A 6,192-nucleotide genomic window follows, 5' to 3' on the forward strand; every position below is an offset into this window, starting at 1 on the left:
CGGTTTGTCAGTCAACACCATGCTGACTGACAAACCGCTATCGCGAGCAGGCTCACTTCTACAGGTGTACAGCGTTTACATTTCACAGGGAATTGCATGTCGTTCATCCAAGCCAATCTGATCCACCTGCTCGCCGCTGTCTGGTTTGTCATCTGCTGGGGCGGTTACACCCGTTATGCCTCCTGGAAGGCCCGCGACACGGCGTGTCTGGCCAGCGTATTGCACCTGTATCGCGAAGACTGGATGCGTCGCATGCTCCTGCGTGACAACCGCATCGCCGACGCCAGCGTGATCGGCAATCTGGAGCGCAACGCCTCGTTCTTCGCCTCCAGCACGCTGATCATTCTCGCCGGTATCCTCACCGTACTCGGTGCGTCAGAACGGGCCGTGTCGTTGTTGGCGGATATTCCGATGGTGCAGCAGGCGTCGCAGGGCATGTCGGAGATCAAATTGCTGTGTCTGGCATTGGTGTTCGTCTACGCGTTCTTCACGTTCAGTTGGTGCATGCGGCAGTACAACTTCGCCGCGATTCTGGTCGGTTCGGCGCCGATGATCGGCGAGCGCCAGGTCACCGAGCAGGAGCGCAAGGCGTTCGCATCACGTGCGGCGCGGGTGATCTCGATGGCGGCCAACCAGTTCAACTTCGGCCTGCGTTCTTACTATTTCGGCATGAGCATGCTGGCGTGGTTCGTCAGCCCGTGGTTATTCATGATCATGAGCGCGGGCGTCGTGGTGGTTTTGTATCGCCGCGAGTTTCATTCCGACGTTCTCGATGTCATGGTCTATACCCCTACAGAGGCGCCCGTCCCTGAGGCAAACAAAGAGGCTGTTTGATGAGTATTCCGTTCTGGTGTGTGTTTATCAGTGCTTTATTGATTTATGTGGCGCGCATGCCGGTGGCCAAGGCCATGAAAGAGCAGGGTGGCTATGACAATCATCAGCCCCGTCAGCAGCAGGCACAGTTGACCGGCTTCGGTGCGCGAGCGCTGGCGGCCCATCAGAACAGCATCGAAGCCTTCATCCTGTTCGCCGTCGGTGTGCTGATGGCGCACACCACGCAAACCGCAGGCTGGCTGATCGATGCGCTGGCGATCATCTTCGTGATCTCGCGAATCCTCTATCTGTGGTTCTATCTGGCCGACCTGGCGAAGTTACGCAGCCTGATGTGGCTAGTTGGCTTCATCTGCTCGTTGTTGCTGATGATTAGTCCGACTTTTAGAACCGTGTTGCTATAACCGGTAAATCGCAGGCAAAAGAAAACCCGCACTTGGCGGGTTTTCTTTTCACACCAGAAAGCTTATTGCTTTTTGGCGGCTTCTTCTTGAGCAGCGGCGTTCGATTCAGCCTGAGCTTTGGCAGCTTCGGCGTTTTCTTTTGCTGCGTCGTTCACTTTATCCTGAGCTTTGTTCATGTCTTGCTGAGCCTGCTCAGCATGTTGGTTGGCATCTTGAGCTTTGTCCTCGGATTTTTTATCGCAGGCAGCGAGACCGAGGGAAGCGGTCAACATCAAGGCAATAGCTAAAGTCTTACGCATGGGGTGTATCTCCTTATGGAAAATAACTACTGGCCTTAAGAACTCGGCGCTACGGGTTAAGTTCCTCATTTGTTTCAGATATATAAGTTTGTTTTATCACGGAACTTTTGCCGCTTTTCTCACTACTGGCACAAGGCCCAAACGCGAGTAATTATCACATGGCCGAAAACCCCGTTTTTGAGCGCGCCACGCGTTTTTTATCGGCATTGCGTCACTGTCAGGTCTTGGGTCTGCAGGTACACAGTGCCTCCAGCGAAGGCATGACAGTGATCCTGCCCTATAGCGAAAAAATCATTGGTAATCCCGAAACCGGAGTCATCCATGGCGGCGCCATTACGTCGTTGATGGACACCGCCTGCGGTATGTCGACCTTGTGCGTACTGCCGGAGTTCGAAGTCTGTCCGACCCTTGATCTGCGCATCGACTACATGCACGCCGCTGAACCGAACAAAGCCGTGTACGGCTTTGCCCAGTGCTACCGCGTCACCACTGACGTGATCTTTGCCCGTGGTTTCGCCTATCAGGACAATCCCGAGCAGCCGATCGCCCATGTCGTCGGCACGTTCATGCGCATGGGCACTGGTCTGAAGGGCAGCAGAGGATTCGCGGGCGCGATCAAGGGAGCCGGCCAATGAGCGACGACCTCCGGGAACAGCTGCAACAGGCCCACGCGCAGGGCGATTACGCGCCGCTGCTGGCGTTGATCCCTTATGCCGGGCTGATAGGTATCGAATGTTCGCGGGTCGGCGATGAGCTGCTGTTCAAGTTACCGGCGAACAAGGACAACATTGGTAACCCTTTATTGCCGGCCATCCACGGCGGGGTGATTGCCGGCTTCATGGAGCTGGCCGCAGCCCTGCATTTGCTGATTTTCACCGGCACGCCGGGTGTGCCGAAGATCATCGATTTTTCCCTCGATTACCTGCGCGCCGGGCAGTTTCGCGACACTTGGGCCAGGTGTCAGGTCTGCCGTCAGGGCCGGCGCGTGGCCAACGTCGCGGTCACTGCGTGGCAGAGTACCGAGGGCGAACCGATCGCCACCGCCCGCGCGCACTTCAAAATCGATGAGCCCTTGAAATCCTGAACAGCGCCCCCAACTCAGATGACAACCCGCCGCAGACCATTCGGGTCGCGGCCAATGCCATCTGATTGGAGTTTGATGACCATGAGTGTGGAAACTCAAAAGGAAACCCTGGGCTTCCAGACCGAGGTAAAGCAGCTGCTGCACCTCATGATCCATTCGCTGTATTCGAATAAGGAAATTTTCCTGCGCGAATTGATCTCGAACGCCTCTGACGCTGTCGACAAGCTGCGCTTCGAAGCCCTGGCCAAGCCTGAGTTGCTCGAAGGTGGCGCTGACCTGAAAATCCGTGTGAGCTTCGACAAGGACGCCAAGACCGTCACCCTCGAAGACAACGGTATCGGCATGAACCGTGACGATGTGATCACCCACCTGGGGACCATCGCCAAATCCGGCACCGCCGATTTCATGAAAAACCTGTCCGGCGATCAGAAAAAAGATTCGCACCTGATCGGCCAGTTCGGTGTGGGCTTCTACTCGGCCTTCATCGTTGCCGACAAGGTTGATGTCTACAGCCGTCGCGCCGGCACCGATGCCAGCGAAGGCGTGCACTGGTCGTCGAAAGGCGAGGGCGAGTTTGAAGTCGCCACCATCGACAAGCCAGAGCGCGGCACCCGCATCGTCCTGCACCTGAAGTCCGGTGAAGATGAATTCGCTGATGGCTGGCGTCTGCGCAATATCATCAAGAAGTATTCCGATCACATCGCTTTGCCGATCGAACTGCCGAAGGAAGTTACCCCGGCCGAAGGCGAAGAGGCTCCTGCCGTTGAATGGGAAACCGTCAACCGCGCCAGCGCCTTGTGGACCCGTCCGCGCACTGAGGTGAAGGACGAGGAATACCAGGAGTTCTACAAACACATCGCTCACGACTTCGAGAATCCGCTGTCGTGGAGCCACAACAAGGTCGAAGGCAAGCTCGAGTACAGCTCGCTGCTGTACGTGCCGGCCCGCGCGCCGTTCGACCTGTACCAGCGTGAAGCGCCGAAGGGCCTGAAGCTGTACGTGCAGCGTGTGTTTGTAATGGATCAGGCCGAGTCGTTCCTGCCGCTGTACCTGCGCTTCATCAAAGGCGTGGTCGATTCCAATGACCTGTCGCTGAACGTGTCGCGGGAAATCCTGCAGAAAGACCCGATCATCGATTCGATGAAAACCGCGCTGACCAAGCGTGTGCTCGACATGCTGGAAAAACTGGCGAAGAACGAGCCTGAGCAATACAAGGGCTTCTGGAAGAACTTCGGTCAGGTCATGAAAGAAGGCCCGGCAGAAGACTTCGCCAACAAAGAGAAAATTGCCGGTCTGCTGCGTTTCGCATCGACCCAGGGCGACGACGGCGAGCAGGTTGTCGGTCTGGCTGACTACTTGGCACGCGCCAAGGAAGGTCAGGACAAGATCTACTACCTCACCGGCGAAACCTACGCGCAGGTCAAGAACAGCCCGCACCTGGAAGTCTTCCGCAAGAAAGGCATCGAAGTGCTGCTGTTGACCGACCGCATCGACGAGTGGCTGATGAGCTACCTCAGCGAGTTCGACGGCAAGACCTTTGTCGACGTGGCGCGTGGTGACCTCGATCTGGGCAACCTGGACTCGGAAGAGGACAAGAAAGCTGCAGAAGAAGTCGCCAAGTCCAAAGAAGGTCTGGTCGAGCGTCTGAAAACTGCGCTGGGCGATTCCGTGGCTGAAGTCCGCGTATCCCATCGTCTGACCGATTCGCCGGCCATTCTGGCCATCGGCGAACAGGACCTGGGCCTGCAAATGCGCCAGATCCTCGAAGCCAGCGGGCAGAAAGTCCCGGATTCGAAGCCGATCTTCGAATTCAACCCAAGCCACCCGCTGATCGAGAAACTCGATGGCGAGCAGAGCGAAGAGCGTTTTGGCGATCTGTCGCACATCCTCTTCGATCAGGCCGCCCTGGCTGCGGGCGACAGCTTGAAGGATCCGGCCGCTTATGTGCGCCGTCTGAACAAGCTGCTGGTTGAACTGTCGGTTTGATCACGTTGTAGGAAAAACCCGCTTCGGCGGGTTTTTTCGTTCTGGTGTCTACCCAATCAGGAGTCAGAAATGAGCCAAGTCACTGTACGTTCCGTGGTCTATCAGATCGACGGCCATGCCTATGAAGGTCGCCTTGCCTTCGACGCCGAGCACAAGGCCGCGCGCCCGGGTTTGCTGATGGCGCCGAACTGGATGGGCGTCAGCGCCGGTGCCGAAGACATCGCCAAAGCGGTGGCAGCCGAGGGTTACGTGGTACTGATCGCAGATGTCTACGGCCAGACCGTGCGTCCGCAGAATGCTGATGAGGCGCTGGCAGCGATGATGCCGCTCAAGGACGACCGTGCGCTGCTGCGCAAACGTCTGCAAGTGGCCTTCGAGCAATTGCAAAGCCAGGGCGAAGCAACGGTTGATACGTCGAAACTGGCGGTGTTCGGTTTCTGCTTCGGTGGTTGCTGCGCGCTGGACCTGGCTCGCACTGGCGCGCCTGTGAAAGCGGCGGTGTCATTCCACGGCACGCTGGATTCGCCGAATCCGGCGGATGCGCAGAACATCAAGGGCTCGGTGCTGGTGCTGCATGGCGCATCCGATCCGTTGGTGCCGAAGGAGCAACTGCCGGCGTTCGAAGATGAAATGAACGCGGCGAAGGTCGATTGGCAACTGCTCAGCTACGGCGGTGCGGTGCACTCGTTTACCGATCCGCACGCCAATGTGCCGGGCAAGATGATGTACGACGCAAAGACCGCCAAGCGCGCGTTCAAGTCGATGCATGATCTGCTGGATGAAGTGTTCAACGGCTAAAAGCGAAAAGCCCCTCACCCTAGCCCTCTCCCGGAGGGAGAGGGGACTGATTGGGGGGGGGGGCTCGGGAGTGACGTCGACCTGAACTTGAATAGGCGAATCCATAATCGCCGGGATTTTTCAGGTCGATGTATAACGCAAGCCAGCTCGTTCGGCTCCCTCTACTTCTGGGAGAGGGGACTGATTGGGGGGGGCTCGGGAGTGACGTCGACCTGAACGTGAATAGGCGAATCCATAATCGCCGGGACTTTTCAGGTCTTTGTATGACGCAAGCCAGCTCGTTCGGCTCCCTCTACTTCTGGGAGAGGGGACTGATTGGGGGGGCTCGGGAGTGACGTCGACCTGAATGTGAATAGGCGAATCCATAATCGCCGGGACTTTTCAGGTCTTTGTATGACGCAAGCCAGCTCGTTCGGCTCCCTCTACTTCTGGGAGAGGGGACTGATTGGGGGGTGCTCGGGAGTGACGTCGACCTGAACGTGAATAGGCGAATCCATAATCGCCGGGACTTTTCAGGTCTTTGTATGACGCAAGCCAGCTCGTTCGGCTCCCTGTACTTCTGGGAGAGGGGACTGATTGGGGGGGGCTCGGGAGTGACGTCGACCTGAACGTGAATAGGCGAATCCATAATCGCCGGGATTTTTCAGGTCGATGTATAACGCAAGACACCTCGGTCGGCTCCCTCTCCCTCTGTTCTGGTCAAACGATACTGGACACGGTTATAGGGTTTAGGTCATTTCTCATGCTGCCAAGGCTTCCATTGCTACCGGAGTCCGATATCCGTTGTGAC

At 57.2% G+C, this 6,192-nt stretch carries 7 protein-coding genes; 6 read left to right on the forward strand and 1 reads right to left on the reverse strand.

The features are described from left to right. Positions 1–96 precede the first annotated feature (96 nt). Together DCO47_RS25110 and DCO47_RS25115 are read left to right on the forward strand one after the other, a co-directional pair. A complete protein-coding gene (locus DCO47_RS25110; RefSeq protein WP_042607589.1) occupies positions 97–834 on the forward strand; it encodes a DUF599 domain-containing protein in 738 nt (245 codons plus the stop codon). Then, the gene (locus DCO47_RS25115) at positions 834–1,235 is read left to right on the forward strand and encodes an MAPEG family protein (RefSeq protein ID WP_065615116.1); all 402 of its coding nucleotides are present in this window, start codon (positions 834–836) and stop codon (positions 1,233–1,235) included. The genes DCO47_RS25110 and DCO47_RS25115 overlap by 1 nt, the downstream gene beginning before the upstream one ends. A gap of 62 nt (positions 1,236–1,297) precedes the next feature. Here DCO47_RS25115 and DCO47_RS25120 read toward each other — a convergent pair whose 3' ends face one another. Beyond that, positions 1,298–1,534, reverse strand: coding sequence for a hypothetical protein (locus DCO47_RS25120; RefSeq protein ID WP_007959016.1), 237 nt, complete (start codon positions 1,532–1,534; stop codon positions 1,298–1,300). 158 nt (positions 1,535–1,692) lie between these two features. Between DCO47_RS25120 and DCO47_RS25125 the strand changes: the two genes are divergently transcribed. From DCO47_RS25125 to DCO47_RS25140, 4 genes are all read left to right on the forward strand, one after another. Beyond that, positions 1,693–2,169: a PaaI family thioesterase gene (locus DCO47_RS25125; protein ID WP_116659159.1), complete on the forward strand. Its 477-nt coding sequence runs from the start codon at positions 1,693–1,695 to the stop codon at positions 2,167–2,169. Further along, positions 2,166–2,618 (forward strand): PaaI family thioesterase, encoded by a 453-nt coding sequence (locus DCO47_RS25130; RefSeq protein WP_065615118.1) that lies wholly within the window; start codon positions 2,166–2,168, stop codon positions 2,616–2,618. The genes DCO47_RS25125 and DCO47_RS25130 overlap by 4 nt, the downstream gene beginning before the upstream one ends. An 81-nt stretch (positions 2,619–2,699) precedes the next feature. Further along, complete coding sequence (gene htpG, locus DCO47_RS25135) at positions 2,700–4,604, forward strand: molecular chaperone HtpG (RefSeq protein WP_042607640.1); 1,905 nt, start codon at positions 2,700–2,702, stop codon at positions 4,602–4,604. Positions 4,605–4,673: 69 nt separating this feature from the next. Continuing rightward, positions 4,674–5,402, forward strand: coding sequence for a dienelactone hydrolase family protein (locus DCO47_RS25140; protein WP_116659160.1), 729 nt, complete (start codon positions 4,674–4,676; stop codon positions 5,400–5,402). Positions 5,403–6,192 lie beyond the last annotated feature (790 nt).

The organism is Pseudomonas sp. NDM (genome assembly GCF_003105095.1).
In the GTDB taxonomy this organism is placed as follows: Bacteria; Pseudomonadota; Gammaproteobacteria; order Pseudomonadales; family Pseudomonadaceae; genus Aquipseudomonas; species Aquipseudomonas moraviensis_A.